Below are 14,321 nucleotides of genomic sequence, written 5' to 3'. Positions count from 1 at the left end.
GGATTAGGAGCCGCAAAGCGCTCTGAGACCGTCATTTTGCGACTAGTAGCCCTATCCATGTAGCGGACCCGGCTCGAAATTGTAAGGGCGCGGCCGTTTCGTCCTATTTGCGACCCGCCAGCAACGCATCGACGACCGATGGATCGGCCAGCGTCGACGTATCGCCGAAGCCTTCGGTTTCGCCCTCGGCGATCTTGCGCAGGATGCGGCGCATGATCTTTCCGGACCGGGTCTTGGGTAAGGAAGGGGTGAAGTGGATCTTCTCCGGCGCGGCCATTCCGCCGATGTCCTTGCGGACCTGCTGCACCAGATCGGAACGCAGCGAATCGCCACCTTCCTCGCCGGCGTTGAGCGTGACGTAGGCGTAGATGCCCTGCCCCTTGATGTCGTGCGGGAAGCCGACGACCGCGGCCTCGGCGACCTTGGGATGGGCGACCAGCGCGCTTTCGACCTCGGCGGTGCCGATGCGGTGGCCGGACACGTTGATCACGTCGTCGACCCGGCCGGTGATCCAGTAATAGCCGTCCGCGTCGCGGCGGCAGCCGTCGCCCGTGAAATAAAGTCCCGGATAAGTGCTGAAATAGGTCTGGAAAAAGCGGTCGTGGTCGCCCCAAACGGTGCGCATCTGTCCCGGCCAGGACGCGGCGATGCACAGATTGCCGCTGGCCGGGCCGTCGAGCACCTGCTGGTCGGGGTCGAGCAGCAGCGGCCGGATGCCGGGCAGCGGCTGCGTCGCCGACCCGGGCTTCAGCGGCGTCGCGCCGGGGAACGGCGAAATCAGGATGCCGCCGGTTTCCGTCTGCCACCAGGTGTCGACCACCGGGCAGCGCTGGTCGCCGACCACCCGCCAATACCAGTCCCAGGCCTCTGGATTGATCGGCTCGCCGACCGTGCCCAGCAGGCGCAGCGAGGTGCGCTTGTGCGCCTTCACCGGCCCATCGCCTTCGCGCATCAGCGCGCGGATCGCCGTCGGCGCAGTGTAGAAGATGGTCACGCCCAGCCGGTCGACGGTTTCCCAGAAGCGGCCGAAGTCGGGGTAGTTGGGCACGCCGTCGAACATCACGCTGGTCGCGCCATTTACCAGCGGGCCGTAGACGACATAGCTGTGGCCGGTGATCCAGCCGATGTCGGCGGTGCACCAGAAGATGTCGTCCGGCCGGTAATCGAACACCCAGTCGAAAGTGGTCGCGGCCCACACCGCATATCCCCCGGTGCTATGCACGACGCCCTTGGGCTTTCCGGTCGACCCCGACGTGTAGAGGATGAACAGCGGGTCTTCCGCAGCCATCACCTCGGGTTCGCATTCGATGGCGAGCGAGTCGCGAACATCGGCATAAGCGACGTCGCGGCCGGCCTTCATCGGTACGCTGGCGCCGGTGCGGGAGACGACGATCACGGTTTCGACGTCGCGCTTGTCCAGCGCCGCGTCGACGTTGCGCTTCAACGGGATGACCTTGCCGCCGCGTACGCCCTCATCGGCGGTGATCATGCACTTGGCGTCGCAATCCTCGATGCGTCCGGCGACGCTGTCGGGCGAAAAGCCGCCGAACACCACCGAATGTACGGCGCCGATCCGCGCGCAGGCAAGCATCGCCGCCGCTGCTTCCGGGATCATCGGCATGTAGATCATCACCCGGTCGCCGCGCCCGATGCCGCGCGACTTGAGCAGATTGGCGAGGCGGCAGGTCTCTTCGTACAGCTCCCGATAGCTGACCGTGCGGCCCGCGCCGGGTTCGTCCGCTTCGAAGATCAGCGCGGTCCGGTTGCCATGCTCGGCCAGATGCCGGTCGAGGCAATTGACCGACAGGTTAAGCGTGCCGTCGGCGAACCAGCGGATGCGGAAATCCTGCTCATCGAACGACCAGTCGCCGGCCTGGGTCGGCGGCGCGGTCCAGTCGATCCTCCGCGCCTGGTCCAGCCAGAAAGCGTCCGTATCGTCCTCGGCCGCCGCGCGGAGCCGGGCGAGGTCGCCGGGCCCGATGCGCGCGTTGAAACCGGTGGGGACGGGGTGGACGCTTTCACTCATAGGCCGCGGTCCATGTCGATCACGAAGCGGTAGCGGACGTCGTTCTTGAGCAGGCGTTCGTAGGCCTCGTTGACCTCGCTCATCGCGATATGCTCGCACTCCGGATAGATGTCCTTTGCGGCGCAGAAATCGAGCATTTCCTGAGTCTCGGGGATGCCGCCGATTGCGGAGCCGCCGACGGCCCGGTTCCACCAGATGAGGTTCGCTCCGGTGAATCCCGGCATTTCGTTCAGGGCGCCGACGATGACCATCCGCCCGGACCGGCCGAGCAGGTTGAGATAGCCGTCGATCTCATGGCTGACAGGGATGGTGTTGAGGATGAAGTCGAAGCGGGTGGCGGCCGCCTTCATCTGTTCCTTGTCGGTCGAGATGATGACGTCGTGGGCGCCAAGCTCGCGCGCGTCGTCGCCCTTTTCGGGCGTGGTCGTGATCATCGTCACTTCCGCGCCCATCGCGGCTGCAAGCTTCACGCCCATGTGGCCAAGTCCGCCCAGCCCGACGACCGCGACCTTGTCGCCGGCGCCGACGTCATACTGGCGAAGCGGGGAATAAGTGGTGATGCCCGCGCATAGCAGCGGCGCGACGCGCGCCACGTCCATGCCGTCCGGCACCTTCAGCACGAAATGGTCGCGGACGACGATATGGTCGGTATAGCCGCCCTTGGTGATCTCGCCGCTGTGGCGGTCGGGGCTGTTGTAGGTCTGCGTGCAGCCTTCGCGGCAGAACACCTCCCACCCCTCCAGGCACTGGTCGCAAGTCATGCAGCTGTCGACCATGCAGCCGACGGCGACGGTGTCGCCGACACGGTGGCGGGTGACTTCGTCGCCGATGGCGGTGACGGTGCCGACGATCTCATGCCCCGGGATCACCGGGTATTGGCTGCCGTGCCAGTCGTTGCGCGCCGTGTGGAGGTCGGAATGGCAGATGCCGGCGTGGGTGATCTTGATCGCCACGTCGTCGGGGCGAAGGTCGCGCCGTTCGAAATTCATCGGCCTGAGCGGCTGATCGGGAGCATCGGTGCCCCATCCCTTGGCTGCGGTGGGCATTATTGTGCTCCTTGTGAACGTTGCAGGACTCGATTGGCCTGAATCAGGTGGGGGCGATCGACCATGCGGCCGTCGACCGACAGGGCGCCGGCGTCGGGGTTGGCGGCGAAGGCGTCGACCACGGCCTGCGCATGCGCGACATCGGCCGCGGACGGCAGGAAGGCGGCGTTGATGACGGCGACCTGCGCCGGGTGGATGGCAAGCTTGCCGGTGAAGCCCTCGCGGCTGGCGGCTTCCGCCTCGCGCTTCAGCCCCGCCTCGTCGCGGAAATCGGCGAAAACGCCGTCGACCGGCTGGACCCCGGCGGCCACCGCGCCGGCCAGGCACAGGCTTCGCGCCAGCCGGTACGTGAACGACAATTCGCCGCCCTCCTCATATTTGGACGTCGCGCCGAGCGCCGCGGACAAATCCTCCGCGCCCCAACTCATCGCTGCAAGCGGCGATTTCGGGTCGCGATAGGACAATAAGCCGAACAGGCTGGCCGCGGTCTCGGTGACGATCGCGTGGATGGGGATGTTGCCGGTGCGATGGGCCAGCTGGACGATGTCCGCGCCGCTTTCCGCCTTGGGCAGGACAATGCCGCTTATGGCGCCGTTGCCGATGATCTCGATATCGTCGTTGTGCCAGTCCGACCCGATCGGGTTGATGCGCACCCACCAGTCGGGGCCGCCGTTGCCCTTTTTCAGGCCCTTGATGAAATCGCGGGCGGCCGCCTTGCTGGCCGGGGCAACGCTGTCCTCCAGGTCGAAGATGACAGCGTCGGCGGCGCTGTCGACGGCCTTTTCCACCTTGCGGGCGCTGTCCGCGGGGACGAACAGCCAGCTGCGCGGTTCGCGCTTCACTGCGGCGACTTGAGCAGCAGGGCCGTCCGCGTGCATTCGCAGACGATCTCGCCGCGCTGGTTGAAACTGCGGTGCGCCCAGGTGACGATCCCGGCGTTGGGCCGCGACTTGCTCTCGCGCACCGCGACGCACTCGGTTTCGCTGCGCAGCGTGTCGCCGACGAACACTGGATTGGGAAACTTCAGCGCATCGTAACCGAGATTGGCGACCAGCGTACCCATGGTCGTGTCGGCCACGCTGACGCCGATCATCAGCCCGAAGGTGAAGACCGAATTCACGAGCGGCATGCCGAATTCCGACTGCGACGCCAGATCATGGTCCAGGTGCATCGGCTGCGGATTGTGGGTCAGCGTGGAAATAAGGACGTTGTCGGTTTCGGTGACGGTGCGGGTCAGCGCATGCTCGACCCGGTCGCCGACGGTCCATTGTTCGAAATAGCGTCCGGCCATGCCCGCTGCTCTAGGCCAGCGGTCCCCGTGTTGCCAACCCGGTGCGGGGGTCAATTCCCGTGCGGGCGATGCAATGCTATAAGTGTCGGATAGACGACATCGCAAAAGGGGGCTTCGGCGATGGCAACAACAGTAGCCGAGGTGCATCGGGCGCCGGGACCGGACAGACTTCTCGGGACGCCGCGGGCGCACGCGCTCGACCGCTGGATCTTCGTGGCCATGGCGGTGTGGTACATTGCCATCGCGCTAGCTGGGTTCATCCCCGACTCGCTGATGAAGCTGGAGATGGTGCGAGCCGGCGCGCGTCCGGCATTCCCGCTTATCCTCCACATCCACGCGGTACTGATGGGCAGCTTCCTGCTTTTCTTGCTGTCGCAGACCGTGCTGGTCGCCACCGGGCATTGTATCGTGCACCGCAGGATCGGTCCGCTCGGCGGAGTACTGGCGGCGGCATTGGTGGTGGTCGGCTTCATCCTCGCGCCGACCATGTACGGGCAAGTGTGGGGGGCGGCCCATTTCGGACCACCCGAAGTGGCCCAGGCGATGACCCCCGTGGTCCAGTTGCTCGACAACATCCTGCTGCTGCAAATTGGCGCAGGGCTGCTCTTCGCCGCGGTGCTGGCGATCGGCATCAAGCAGCGCGACCGTAATGCCGGTTTTCACAAGCGGATGATGATGATGGCGCCCGCCGCCGCACTTCCTGCGGCCTTCGACCGGATGACCTGGATCCCGACGACCTTTCCGGCCAGCCCGACGTCGGCCGAATTCTACGTGCTGCTTGCCATCGCGCCGCTGTTTGTCTGGGACGTCATTCGCAACGGGCGCGTACATCGCGCCTACGGCGTGTTCCTGCTGATCTTTGCGCCCATCATTATCGCCCAGCAGATGCTGTGGGACACGCCGTGGTGGCACGCGATGGCGCCGCGGATCATGGGCGTCTAGGCCGCCGCCGCTTCGTCCTGGCCTTCGTCATAGCGGGCCTGCGCGGCGTGGATCGCGCCGACATTGTCCATCGACCATTGCACCAGCCCGCAGATGGGCTTGGTCAGCGACTGGCCAAGCTCGGTCAGCTCGTAATCGACGCGGGGCGGGATCGACGGGGTCACGGTGCGGCTGACCAGCCCGTCGCGCTCGAGATTGCGCAGGGTCAGCGTCAGCATCCGCTGCGACACACTGGGGATCGCGCGGCGCAGTTCGTTGAACCGCAGCGAGCCCCCGCCCAGCGTTTCCACGACCAGCACGCTCCATTTGTCGCCGATTCGCTGAAGCAGGCCGGTGATCGTCTGACAGACGGGATTGTTCGGGTCTTTCATGCGGTTACCTCACTGTTCCTTGCCCACATTCCTGTTCGTCCGCCACAAATTAGTGCGTTCTTGCGGGCCGTTTTCGCATGGTTATCTGGGGTGCCTCGGTATCGAATCAATACCAAGGAGGCAATAGTGACCGTACTTCAGATCGACAGCAGCATTACCGGCGCGGCCAGTGCCAGCCGGACCCTCACCCAGGCCATCGTCGACCGGCTCGGCCGGGACGACGTCGTCTATCGCGACGTTGCCGCCGACCCGCTGCCGCACCTGACCGAACGCGGGCAGGACGAGCATATCCTCGACGAATTCCTCGCCGCCGACACCGTCGTGATCGGCGCGCCGATGTACAATTTCACCATTCCCAGCCAGCTCAAGGCGTGGATCGACCGCATCCTGGTGGCCGGCAAGACGTTCCAGTACGGCGCCAACGGTCCCGAAGGTCTGGTCGGTGACAAGCGGGTGATTGTCGCCGTCGCCCGTGGCGGCTTCTATGACGAAGGGTCCCCCGCGGCCGGGATGGAGCATGTCGAAACCTACCTGCGCGGCGTATTCGGCTTCATCGGTATCGTACCGGAATTCGTGATCGCCAGCGGCCTCGCCATCGGGCCGGAGCAGCGGGAGGAATCGATCCGCTCGGCACTCGGCGAAACGGTGCGGCTGGCCGCCTAATCGCGAACCGCGAGGCCCGGCCATGCGTTTTCTCCGTCGAGAGGAGACACGCCATGGCCGAGCTTTCGACCGACGACCGCGACGAACTCAAGGACAGCAAGTTCGCTTTCCCCAAGCAGCGCAAGGAGCCGCTTGAGGACGCATCGCACGTCCGCAATGCCGTCGCCCGTTTCAACCAGGTGGAGGATGTCACCGATGCCGAACGCGACGCGGCGTGGAAGCGCATCGAAGCTGCAGCGAAGACATATGACGTCGAGCTAAGCGAGAAGAGCTGGCACGACCTCAAGAAGCCGAAAGGCTGATCCGCCGCGGGTCAGTGACCGAGGCGCATCCCGGCCGCCAGGGCGATGAGGACGGCCGCGGCGAGCAACGCGAACACCAGGACTTTCTTCGTGTCCATCGGAGGTCCTTCCTAGCTGAGCAGGCGCAGCGGATTTTCGATCAGCGGCTTCATGTCGTTGAGGAAGTTCGCTGCGTCCCAGCCGTCGACCACGCGGTGGTCGCACGACAGCGACAGGTTCATCCGCTTGCGGATTTCGATCTAGCCGTCGATCGGGACCAGCTTTTCGTCGATCTTGTTGACCGCGACGATCGCCACCTGCGGCGGATTGATCACCGGCGTCGACGTGATGCCGCCCATCGGACCCAGCGAGGAGATAGTGAAGCTGGGGCCGGTCAGTTCCTCGCGGCTCGCCTTGTTGGTGCGCGCAGCGTCCGACAGGCGCGAGATTTCGGCCGCCAGCTGCCACACGCTCATGCTGCTTGCATTGCGGATGACCGGCACCATTAGGCCGTTGTCCGTCTGCGTCGCGACGCCCATGTCGACCGAACCCTTGCGTGTGACGACCATCGCTTCGTCGTCGAACGTCGCGTTGAGCATCGGATAGTCGGCCAGCGCCCGGCACATCGCCGTGATCAGGAACGGCAGCACGGTCAGCTTGGGATTGTCGCCACGGTCGCGGTTCATCATCGCGCGCGTGTCTTCCAGCGCGGTGACGTCGAATTCCTCGACGATGGTGAAATGCGGGATGCGGCTGTTCGCTTCCGCCATGTTCTCGGCGATCTTGCGGCGCAGGCCGACGACCTTGATCGTCTCGTCCGGCCGGCCCGGCGACCCGCCGCGAGCCGCAACGCTGCCGCCGCGATGAAGGATGTGGGCATCGAGGTCGGCATGGCGAATGCGGCTGTCGCGCGCTTTCACCTGGTTGAGGTCGATCCCCATGTCGCGGGCGCGGGCGCGCACGGCCGGCGAGGCGAGGACCAACGCGGCCTTGGCCACTTCCGGCTCGGCTTTGGGCTCGGGCGCCTTGGGCTTTTCCCTGGCCTTCGGTTCGTTTTCGACCGCCGTTACCGGCAGCTTTTCTTCCTGCGCCGGAGTCGGGTCCGCGGCACCGTCACCGAGCGGACGCTCTTCGGTGGACTCGTCGGGAAGATCCGCGGCACCTTCCGCGGCTTCGGCCGCCTCGGCGCTGGTTTCGATGACGACGAGGACGGACCCGATCGGCACTTGGTCGCCGACTTCGCCGGCCAGGCTGACGACCTTGCCCGCGACCGGCGATTCCATTTCCACCGTCGCCTTGTCGGTCATCATGTCGGCCAGCTGCTGGTCTTCCTCGACCGCATCGCCAACCTTGACGTGCCACGCCACGATCTCGGCCTCGGCAATGCCTTCGCCAATGTCGGGCAGCTTGAATTCGTACTTCGCCATCAGTCGGCCATCACTTTCTCGAGGGCTTTCTTCATCCGTTTCGGGCCGGGGAAGTAAGCCCATTCATAGGCGTGCGGATAGGGCGTGTCCCAGCCGGTTACGCGCTGGATCGGCGCTTCCAGGTGATAGAAGCAGCGCTCCTGCACCAGGCTGACCAGCTCCGCGCCGAAGCCCGTGTTGCGCGGCGCTTCGTGGACGACGACGCAGCGGCCGGTCTTCTTTACCGATTGCTCGATGGTGTCGATGTCCAGCGGGAACAGGCTGCGCAGGTCGATCACTTCGGCGTCGATGCCGTCTTCCTCGACCGCGGCCAGCGCGACATGGACCATCGTGCCATAGGCCAGAACGGTCAGGTCCGCGCCTTCGCGCACCACCGCCGCCTTGCCGATCGGAACGGTGTAATGGCCGTCGGGCACGTCGCTTGCGGGATGCTTCGACCACGGCTTGACCGGCTTGTCGTGGTGGCCGTCGAACGGGCCGTTGTAGATGCGCTTGGGCTCGAAGAAAATTACCGGGTCCGGATCCTCGATCGCCGCGATCATCAGGCCCTTGGCGTCATAGGGCGTCGACGGGATGACCGTCTTCAGGCCCGCGATATGGGTGAACAGGCTTTCCGGCGACTGGCTGTGCGTCTGGCCGCCGAAGATGCCGCCGCCATAGGGCGAGCGGATGACCATCGGCATGCTCCACTCGCCGGCGGTGCGATAACGGATCTTCGCCACCTCGCTGACGATCTGGTCGTAACCGGGATAGATGTAATCCGCGAACTGAATTTCGATCACGGGCTTGAGGCCATAGGCCGCCATGCCGACCGCGGTGGCGACGATGCCGCATTCGCTGATCGGCGCGTCGAAACAGCGCTGCTTGCCGAACTGCTTCTGCAGGCCCTCGGTGACGCGGAAGACGCCGCCGAAATAGCCCGCGTCCTCGCCATAGACGACGATGTCCTCGTCGCGCTCCATAGTTACGCGGTGGGCGCTGTTGAGCGCCTGGATCATGTTCATCGTCGCCATCAGCGCTTCGCCTCGTCGAGCGCCTGGTCGCGCTGTTCGGCCAGCTCCGGCGGCATCGTCGCATAGACGTCTTCGAAAATGCTGCCGATGTCGTCCTTGCCCTGTTCGGGAAGGATGCCGAGCTTCTCCGCCTCCTTCTGCGCCTTGCGCACTTCGGCGTCGCATTCGGCGCGCGTCTGCTCGTGCCGCTCCTCGTCCCATTCGCCGAGGCCGATGAGATGCGCCTTCAACCGCTCGATCGGATCGCCCAGCGGCCAGGCCTGCGCTTCGCCCGCGGGGCGATAACCGGTCGGATCGTCGGAGGTCGAATGCCCTTCCGCACGATAGGTGAAGAATTCGATCAGCGTCGCGCCCTTGTTCGACCGCGCCCGGTCAGCGGCCCAGCGCATGGACGCGAACACCGCGAGCACGTCGTTGCCGTCGACGCGCAGACCCGGAATGCCATAGCCGATCGCCCGTTGCGCAAAGGTCGCCTTCTCCGCACCGGCGATGCCGGAAAAGCTGGAGATCGCCCACTGGTTGTTGACCACGACGAGGATCGCCGGTGCCTCGTAGACGGCGGCAAAGGTCATGCCCGCGTGGAAATCACCTTCGGCCGTCGCGCCGTCGCCGATCCAGCCGACCGCGATGCGGCTGTCGCCCTTGATGGCGCTTGCCATCGCCCAGCCGACGGCCTGCGGGAATTGCGTGCCGAGATTGCCGGAGATGGTGAAGAAGCCGTGGTCCTTGGACGAATACATGATCGGCAGCTGCCGGCCTTTGAGCTTGTCGCCGCGGTTCGAATAGACCTGGCACATCATCTCGGTCAGCGGATAGCCGCGGGCGATCAGCAGGCCTTGCTGGCGATAGGTCGGGAAGTTCATGTCGTCGCGGTCGAGCGCGGCGGCGGCGGTGATGGCGATCGCTTCCTCGCCCGTCGCCTTCATGTAGAAACTGGTCTTGCCCTGCCGTTGCGCGCGATACATGCGGTCATCGAAAATCCGCTGCAGCACCATGTCGCGCAGGATCTTGCGCAGCGTGTCGGCGTCCAGCTTGGGATCCCACGGACCAACCGCCTTGCCGGCGTCGTCGAGCACGCGCACCAACCCCTTGGCGAGCGGTTCGGTATCGGCGGCGTCGACGGCAATGTCGGGCTTCGGGGCCGATCCCGCGTCGGGGACGACGAGCGACGAATAGTCCGGCGTATCACCTGGCCGGAACGGCGGTTCGGGAACGTGCAGGCTTAGCTGCGGCCGGTTCGCCTTGGGTGTTTCCTTGTCTCGCATTGCGTCAGGCGCTTAGTCGGGAGTCGCGGATGCGGCAACTGCGCGCCGCCGTTGGTCGATCCGTTCGTCGAGCGGTCGAGCGCGGACTCGACGCGACCCGGCGCAGGCTGGCAAGACGGGCGCGAAGAACAGGGGGACAGGATGAAGACGATTTTCATGGCGATGCTGGCGGCGATCTTGTGCGCCTGTACGACGGTCACGCCGCAGGCGCCGGCAACCTCGGCAACTGCGCAGAAGACCGTTTATGTCATTCGCCATCTGCAAAAAGGCGCGGGCGACGATCCGTCGCTGACGGCCGAAGGCGCGGCCAATGCGCAGGCCTTGGCGGGCATGCTCAAGGCCAAGGGCATTGTCGCGGCGTTCGCGACGCCGACCAGGCGGGCGATGGAAACCGCCGCGCCGCTGGCGGCCCAGCTTGGGTTCGACGTGACGCCTTACGACCCCCGCGACCCCGCCGCGCTTGCCGCCGCAATCGCTGCGGCGTCAGGCTCGGTGCTTGTCGTGGGACATAGCAACACCGTCCCGGATCTTGTCGCCCAGTTCGGCGGGACCAAACCCGGGCCGCTTGGCGACGGCGACTATGGTATGCTGTTCGCCGTGGGACCCGGCGGGTCGGTCGAGGCGCTGCAAGTCCGCTAGGCATCGCCTCCGTCCTAGCCGCTCGACCGGCTCGGACAGGGTGCCGAGGGAGTTGACCGGCTGTGACGGCGCGCCGTAGGGGCGGCGCATGGCTGATGAACCTTCAAAGCTTCCCGACCGGCTGTCGCTCGACCCGCGCAGTCCGCATTTCGACGCCGATCTGCTGCAGCAGGGCATCGGCATCAAATTCAACGGTCAGGAAAAGACCAACGTTCAGGAATATTGCATTTCCGAAGGCTGGATAAAGGTGCCGGCCGGGCGCAGCCGCGACCGCTTCGGCAATCCGATGACGCTAAAGCTCAATGGCAAGGTCGAGCCGTATATCGAGACTGCCGAAGCCGGCGGCGATCAGGCCGAGGGCGGGGAAACGGACGCGTCCGAAGCGTCCGAAGGATAAGCCGGGGCCTTGCGAGTGTTGTACTTGTCCCACGCCTTCTTGCCGGCGTAGGCCGCACCCGCGGTCACCGCGAGCGGGAACAGGCCGCGGCGGGCAATGGCCGCAATGCCCGCGCCGATCAGCGCACCCGACAGGCCGTTATTCCGTCCGGCAATCTTCTTGCCCAGCAGGGCGCCCGCAATTTTTCCCAACATCGTTCGTCCTTCCACAAGGGGATAGGCGGCTAAAGCGCGCCAACCCGTCGGCGCGTTCCCGCGCTGGCGCGGGCCGGTTGGGATTTTTCACCAAGCGCGGTGGCACGTGACGCCAAATCGCGCGCCGCGCCATGGCCGCCCAAGCCATTTTTCGCAGTTTTCTCCATTTGGCACGCATCTTGAAAGGATGTTGGCACGGTCCCGCAACCAAGGCGGGGACGAAAAAGGGAGAATGCAAATGTCCGGTCAGAAGACCTTCACCCGCACGCTGATCGCCGCCGCCGGCGCGCTCCTGATGAGCACCGTCGCGGTCGGTTCGGCCATCGCCCCGGCGAGCGTCGCCATCGCCACCCAGCAGACGGCCAATGCCTGACCTCGAAATCCTCGAAGCGAAGGTCCCGGTCCGCACCCCCGTGCTGGTGCGCGAAACCGAGGCCCCGGCCGAACCGCGTCTGGCGCCGCTTGCCGGCTGGTTCAACGGCCCGGTGTTCAGCCGCGCCCGGGACATCTTCGCCGCCAACATGACCGACCTTCTCGACCGGGCAGAAGACCCGGCGCGGATGATCCGCATGATCATCATCGAGATGGAAGAAACGCTGGTCGAGGTGCGCGCCACCGCGGCCCGCTCGATCGCCGATATCAAGGAATTGCGCCGCGCGCTGACCCGGCTCGACGAGCTGCAGACGCTGTGGACCGACAAGGCCGAACTGGCCCTGTCCAGGGACCGGGAAGACCTCGCCAAGGCGGCGCTCGCGGAGCGCCAGAAGGCCGCCGACATGGCGCAGGGGCTGAAGGCCGAAATCGAGGAGCTCGAGCAGGTGCTGCGCGGCTACGAAGCCGACATCGCCCGGCTTCAGGGCAAGCTGCGCGAGGCCCGCGCCCGCCAGAATTCGATCCAGCACCGGCTGGAAAGCGCGGTCGCCCGCGCCCGGGCGCGCGAGATGGTGCACGGCAGCCGGACCGAAGACGCGTTCGCCAAGTTCGAGATCCTTGAGCGCCGCGCCGACTTTGCCGAAGGCCGCGCCGAAGCGCTGGGACTGACCGGGCCCAAAAGCCTGGAGGAGGAGATTGCCGAGCTGCAGGCCGCCGACAAGGTCGAGGCCGAGCTCGAAGCGATGAAGGCCGCGCTTGCGGCGAAGACGAAGTAGAAGGGGGAAAATAAGATGGCGCGCAACACCCGCTATTCACTCGACCGGCGCGATGCCAAGCTGGCCGGCGTCTGTGCAACGATCGGCGACCAGTTCGGCATCGACGCGACGTTCGTCCGCGTCGGCTTCGTGGTCGCCGCGCTGCTGGTCAGCTTCAAGTTCGTGCTCGCCGCTTATGCCGGGCTCGGCATCTGGTTCGCGATACAGAAGAAGAAGTCCGCCGGCCGCGGCGGGACGAGCGAGTTCGACCGCATGGAGCGGGCAACCGCCGTGCGCCCCTCCGTCCACGCGATGCGCACCGAGCTCGACCCGATCGACCGCCGCATGATGGCCATCGAAAACCACATCTCCAAACCCAACAGCGAGCTGGCGCGCGAGATCGAAGCGCTCCGGGGAGGCAAGTGATGGACCCGCTTTCTATCGCCCTGATTTCCTCGACCGTCCTGGCCGCCGTCGGCACCGCTGCCGTCGCTGGGCTCAAGGGCTGGAACGGCTGGCTCGAGCTCAAGCGGATCGAAGTCACTCACAGCCTGGCCGACGGCCACCTGCCGCCGGCCGGCAACCGGATCGAACTGGCCGACCTCAAGGAACGCGTCCGCAAGCTCGAAGCGATTGCGGCCGGCATCGATTTGTAAGCTCCCCAGTCCGCGTGATCGCCGGTGTCCCCAAATTCCGGCCGATCTTTCCCGTAGCGCGGCACTGCAGGCGGCCCGGGCACAAGCCACCCGGGCCGCCTTTGCGTTTGGGAGAGGCACCTCCTCCTTATTTCGATGATTGTAGAAATGAGTTGACACCCCAAGGCCGGCGCGACATTTCCATAGAAGTCGAAACGAGGAAGCCGTCCGGTGCAATCCGCCAAAGCCGTCGAAGCCCTGTCAGCACTGGCCCAGGAACATCGCCTCGCGCTGTTCCGGTTGCTGGTCCAGGCGGGCAAGCCGGGAATGGCCGCCGGCGCCATCGCCAACTCGCTTGGCGTTCCAAACAGCTCGCTGTCCTTTCACCTCGCGCAGCTGCGCGAGGCTGGACTGATCAAGCAGGAACGCCAACACCGCTCGCTCATCTACCGCGCCAACTATCCGGCGATGAACGGCCTGATCGACTATCTCATGGAAAATTGCTGCGCGATGGAATGCAGCCCGCAAGCCAGCGCCGAAGGAGTTGCCCGATGAAACGCCTGCACGTTCACGTCGCCGTTGGCGATCTGCAAAAGTCGGTCGGTTTCTACTCGACCCTGTTCGGTGTGGAGCCGAGCGTGACCAAGCCCGATTACGCCAAGTGGATGCTGGACGATCCGCGCGTTAATTTCGCCATTTCCCAGCGCGACGGGCATGGGGCCGGGATTGAGCATCTGGGCATCCAGGCGGAAGACGGCGCGGAGCTTGCCGAGGTCTATGGCCGGCTCGAAGACGCCGGGCCTCCGGTGCTGGAAGAAGGCCGGACAACCTGTTGCTATGCCCAGTCCGAAAAGAGCTGGGTGACGGATCCGGACGGCGTCGTGTGGGAAGCCTTCTTCACCGACGGTGCCGCGACCGTCTACGGCGATAATCCGCCGCTCGACCGCCTGTCCGAAAACCGCTGCTGCACACCGGCGGCGGCGACCCTGCAGAATCCCTGAGCC

At 65.6% G+C, this 14,321-nt stretch carries 19 protein-coding genes and 1 pseudogene; 11 read left to right on the top strand and 9 right to left on the bottom strand.

What is annotated here, in order from left to right:
- Window positions 1-103 precede the first annotated feature (103 nt).
- The 4 genes from acs to H8M03_RS07970 are packed head-to-tail and all read right to left on the bottom strand — an operon-like array spanning window position 104 to window position 4,363.
- A complete protein-coding gene (acs, locus tag H8M03_RS07985) occupies window positions 104-2,026 on the bottom strand; it encodes an acetate--CoA ligase (protein ID WP_187478931.1) in 1,923 nt (640 codons plus the stop codon).
- On the bottom strand, window positions 2,023-3,072 hold the full coding sequence (locus H8M03_RS07980; protein WP_187478930.1) for an NAD(P)-dependent alcohol dehydrogenase: 1,050 nt from the start codon (window positions 3,070-3,072) through the stop codon (window positions 2,023-2,025). Before H8M03_RS07980 ends, acs begins: the two co-directional genes overlap by 4 nt.
- The gene (locus H8M03_RS07975) at window positions 3,072-3,914 is read right to left on the bottom strand and encodes an HpcH/HpaI aldolase/citrate lyase family protein (RefSeq protein WP_246448809.1); all 843 of its coding nucleotides are present in this window, start codon (window positions 3,912-3,914) and stop codon (window positions 3,072-3,074) included. Before H8M03_RS07975 ends, H8M03_RS07980 begins: the two co-directional genes overlap by 1 nt.
- The gene (locus H8M03_RS07970) at window positions 3,911-4,363 is read right to left on the bottom strand and encodes a MaoC family dehydratase (protein ID WP_187478928.1); all 453 of its coding nucleotides are present in this window, start codon (window positions 4,361-4,363) and stop codon (window positions 3,911-3,913) included. Before H8M03_RS07970 ends, H8M03_RS07975 begins: the two co-directional genes overlap by 4 nt.
- Window positions 4,364-4,483: 120 nt before the next feature.
- Here H8M03_RS07970 and H8M03_RS07965 point away from each other — a divergent pair, with 120 nt between their 5' ends.
- Window positions 4,484-5,305, top strand: a complete 822-nt coding sequence (locus tag H8M03_RS07965; protein ID WP_187478927.1) for a hypothetical protein — start codon at window positions 4,484-4,486, stop codon at window positions 5,303-5,305.
- On the opposite strand, the gene H8M03_RS07960 is transcribed toward H8M03_RS07965, so the two are convergent.
- Window positions 5,302-5,676, bottom strand: coding sequence for a winged helix-turn-helix transcriptional regulator (locus tag H8M03_RS07960; protein ID WP_187478926.1), 375 nt, complete (start codon window positions 5,674-5,676; stop codon window positions 5,302-5,304). The genes H8M03_RS07965 and H8M03_RS07960 overlap by 4 nt on opposite strands.
- Window positions 5,677-5,802: 126 nt before the next feature.
- Here H8M03_RS07960 and H8M03_RS07955 point away from each other — a divergent pair, with 126 nt between their 5' ends.
- A complete protein-coding gene (locus H8M03_RS07955; RefSeq protein ID WP_187478925.1) occupies window positions 5,803-6,339 on the top strand; it encodes an FMN-dependent NADH-azoreductase in 537 nt (178 codons plus the stop codon).
- Window positions 6,340-6,392: 53 nt separating this feature from the next.
- Window positions 6,393-6,641, top strand: a complete 249-nt coding sequence (locus H8M03_RS07950) for a DUF6582 domain-containing protein (protein ID WP_187478924.1) — start codon at window positions 6,393-6,395, stop codon at window positions 6,639-6,641.
- 110 nt (window positions 6,642-6,751) lie between these two features.
- Here H8M03_RS07950 and H8M03_RS07945 read toward each other — a convergent pair.
- The 3 genes and pseudogenes from H8M03_RS07945 to H8M03_RS07935 form a co-directional block, all read right to left on the bottom strand.
- Window positions 6,752-8,047: pseudogene (locus H8M03_RS07945) on the bottom strand (dihydrolipoamide acetyltransferase family protein).
- Window positions 8,047-9,051, bottom strand: coding sequence for an alpha-ketoacid dehydrogenase subunit beta (locus tag H8M03_RS07940; protein ID WP_281400270.1), 1,005 nt, complete (start codon window positions 9,049-9,051; stop codon window positions 8,047-8,049). Before H8M03_RS07940 ends, H8M03_RS07945 begins: the two are co-directional and overlap by 1 nt.
- A gap of 8 nt (window positions 9,052-9,059) precedes the next feature.
- Entirely contained in the window at window positions 9,060-10,325 is a 1,266-nt protein-coding gene (locus H8M03_RS07935) for a thiamine pyrophosphate-dependent enzyme (protein WP_187478922.1), read from the bottom strand.
- Window positions 10,326-10,466: 141 nt separating this feature from the next.
- Between H8M03_RS07935 and H8M03_RS07930 the strand changes: the two genes are divergently transcribed.
- Window positions 10,467-10,964: a histidine phosphatase family protein gene (locus H8M03_RS07930; protein ID WP_187478921.1), complete on the top strand. Its 498-nt coding sequence runs from the start codon at window positions 10,467-10,469 to the stop codon at window positions 10,962-10,964.
- Between the two features lie 88 nt (window positions 10,965-11,052).
- Complete coding sequence (locus tag H8M03_RS07925) at window positions 11,053-11,361, top strand: DUF3297 family protein (protein WP_187478920.1); 309 nt, start codon at window positions 11,053-11,055, stop codon at window positions 11,359-11,361.
- Here the strand turns inward: H8M03_RS07925 and H8M03_RS07920 are convergent.
- Complete coding sequence (locus tag H8M03_RS07920) at window positions 11,313-11,555, bottom strand: hypothetical protein (protein WP_187478919.1); 243 nt, start codon at window positions 11,553-11,555, stop codon at window positions 11,313-11,315. The genes H8M03_RS07925 and H8M03_RS07920 overlap by 49 nt on opposite strands.
- Before the next feature lie 238 nt (window positions 11,556-11,793).
- Between H8M03_RS07920 and H8M03_RS12905 the strand changes: the two genes are divergently transcribed.
- From H8M03_RS12905 to H8M03_RS07895, 6 genes are all read left to right on the top strand, one after another.
- Window positions 11,794-11,928, top strand: coding sequence for a hypothetical protein (locus tag H8M03_RS12905; protein WP_281399836.1), 135 nt, complete (start codon window positions 11,794-11,796; stop codon window positions 11,926-11,928).
- 148 nt (window positions 11,929-12,076) lie between these two features.
- Window positions 12,077-12,703, top strand: coding sequence for a PspA/IM30 family protein (locus H8M03_RS07915; RefSeq protein ID WP_246449218.1), 627 nt, complete (start codon window positions 12,077-12,079; stop codon window positions 12,701-12,703).
- A gap of 15 nt (window positions 12,704-12,718) precedes the next feature.
- Entirely contained in the window at window positions 12,719-13,108 is a 390-nt protein-coding gene (locus tag H8M03_RS07910) for a PspC domain-containing protein (protein ID WP_187478917.1), read from the top strand.
- On the top strand, window positions 13,105-13,338 hold the full coding sequence (locus H8M03_RS07905; RefSeq protein WP_425506839.1) for a hypothetical protein: 234 nt from the start codon (window positions 13,105-13,107) through the stop codon (window positions 13,336-13,338). Before H8M03_RS07910 ends, H8M03_RS07905 begins: the two co-directional genes overlap by 4 nt.
- Before the next feature lie 210 nt (window positions 13,339-13,548).
- Window positions 13,549-13,872 (top strand): ArsR/SmtB family transcription factor, encoded by a 324-nt coding sequence (locus H8M03_RS07900; protein WP_187478915.1) that lies wholly within the window; start codon window positions 13,549-13,551, stop codon window positions 13,870-13,872.
- Window positions 13,869-14,318: an ArsI/CadI family heavy metal resistance metalloenzyme gene (locus H8M03_RS07895; RefSeq protein WP_187478914.1), complete on the top strand. Its 450-nt coding sequence runs from the start codon at window positions 13,869-13,871 to the stop codon at window positions 14,316-14,318. Before H8M03_RS07900 ends, H8M03_RS07895 begins: the two co-directional genes overlap by 4 nt.
- The last annotated feature ends 3 nt before the right edge of the window (window positions 14,319-14,321 follow it).

Origin of the sequence: Sphingomonas sabuli, from assembly GCF_014352855.1 — a bacterium.
Lineage (GTDB): Bacteria > Pseudomonadota > Alphaproteobacteria > Sphingomonadales > Sphingomonadaceae > Sphingomicrobium > Sphingomicrobium sabuli.
The sequence above is the reverse complement of the archived record's forward strand: the minus strand, read 5'-3'. Positions and strand labels throughout refer to the sequence as shown.

Coding starts and splice junctions, on each gene's coding strand:
- H8M03_RS07895 (WP_187478914.1), top strand. CDS start 13,869: ATGAAACGCCTGCACGTTCACGTCGCCGTTGGCGATCTGCAAAAGTCG.
- H8M03_RS07920 (WP_187478919.1), bottom strand. CDS start 11,555: ATGTTGGGAAAAATTGCGGGCGCCCTGCTGGGCAAGAAGATTGCCGGA.
- H8M03_RS07935 (WP_187478922.1), bottom strand. CDS start 10,325: ATGCGAGACAAGGAAACACCCAAGGCGAACCGGCCGCAGCTAAGCCTG.
- H8M03_RS12905 (WP_281399836.1), top strand. CDS start 11,794: ATGTCCGGTCAGAAGACCTTCACCCGCACGCTGATCGCCGCCGCCGGC.
- H8M03_RS07965 (WP_187478927.1), top strand. CDS start 4,484: ATGGCAACAACAGTAGCCGAGGTGCATCGGGCGCCGGGACCGGACAGA.
- H8M03_RS07925 (WP_187478920.1), top strand. CDS start 11,053: ATGGCTGATGAACCTTCAAAGCTTCCCGACCGGCTGTCGCTCGACCCG.
- H8M03_RS07960 (WP_187478926.1), bottom strand. CDS start 5,676: ATGAAAGACCCGAACAATCCCGTCTGTCAGACGATCACCGGCCTGCTT.
- H8M03_RS07950 (WP_187478924.1), top strand. CDS start 6,393: ATGGCCGAGCTTTCGACCGACGACCGCGACGAACTCAAGGACAGCAAG.
- H8M03_RS07940 (WP_281400270.1), bottom strand. CDS start 9,051: ATGAACATGATCCAGGCGCTCAACAGCGCCCACCGCGTAACTATGGAG.
- H8M03_RS07915 (WP_246449218.1), top strand. CDS start 12,077: ATGACCGACCTTCTCGACCGGGCAGAAGACCCGGCGCGGATGATCCGC.
- H8M03_RS07930 (WP_187478921.1), top strand. CDS start 10,467: ATGAAGACGATTTTCATGGCGATGCTGGCGGCGATCTTGTGCGCCTGT.
- H8M03_RS07980 (WP_187478930.1), bottom strand. CDS start 3,072: ATGCCCACCGCAGCCAAGGGATGGGGCACCGATGCTCCCGATCAGCCG.
- acs (WP_187478931.1), bottom strand. CDS start 2,026: ATGAGTGAAAGCGTCCACCCCGTCCCCACCGGTTTCAACGCGCGCATC.
- H8M03_RS07970 (WP_187478928.1), bottom strand. CDS start 4,363: ATGGCCGGACGCTATTTCGAACAATGGACCGTCGGCGACCGGGTCGAG.
- H8M03_RS07910 (WP_187478917.1), top strand. CDS start 12,719: ATGGCGCGCAACACCCGCTATTCACTCGACCGGCGCGATGCCAAGCTG.